The organism is Pseudomonas sp. HY2-MNA-CIBAN-0224, from assembly GCF_040310285.1.
Lineage (GTDB): Bacteria > Pseudomonadota > Gammaproteobacteria > Pseudomonadales > Pseudomonadaceae > Aquipseudomonas > Aquipseudomonas helleri.
The window spans coordinates 1-382 of sequence record NZ_JBEOPQ010000235.1 but is presented as its reverse complement, the minus strand read 5'-3'; the positions used below and the strand labels follow the sequence as shown (position 1 = coordinate 382).

Here is a 382-nt window from a genome sequence, read left to right as displayed (position 1 = left end):
ATCCCAATCAACTCGATTGCAGTTTTACTAGTAAAGCGCTCGTAGGGGTCGGTGTGGCTTTTTATGTGCTCGGACGTTTAGCCAAGCTGCGCCGTGAAGCCAATAAATCTACCGTGCAAGTCAGCCAATATTTGGATTTGGTGGCGCTCGGAACGATTGCGGACGTTGGAGTGCTTGATAAGAACAATCGCATCTTGGTGCATCATGGACTGACGGCTATCCGCCAAGGGCGCTGCTGTCTGGGTATCTTGGCATTGCTTGAGCAAGCGGGCCGTGATCCCAAAAAAATGCAGGCGCAAGATTTTGGTTTTGTGTTAGGACCTCGTATCAATGCTGCCGGACGTATGGACAATATGCGCATTGGTATCGAGTGTTTATTGAC

1 pseudogene is annotated in these 382 nt (G+C 49.7%); it reads left to right on the top strand.

Annotation, left to right across the window (positions count from 1 at the left end):
• A pseudogene (locus tag AAEZ03_RS26190) lies at nt 1–382 on the top strand (single-stranded-DNA-specific exonuclease RecJ); the annotation flags it as partial.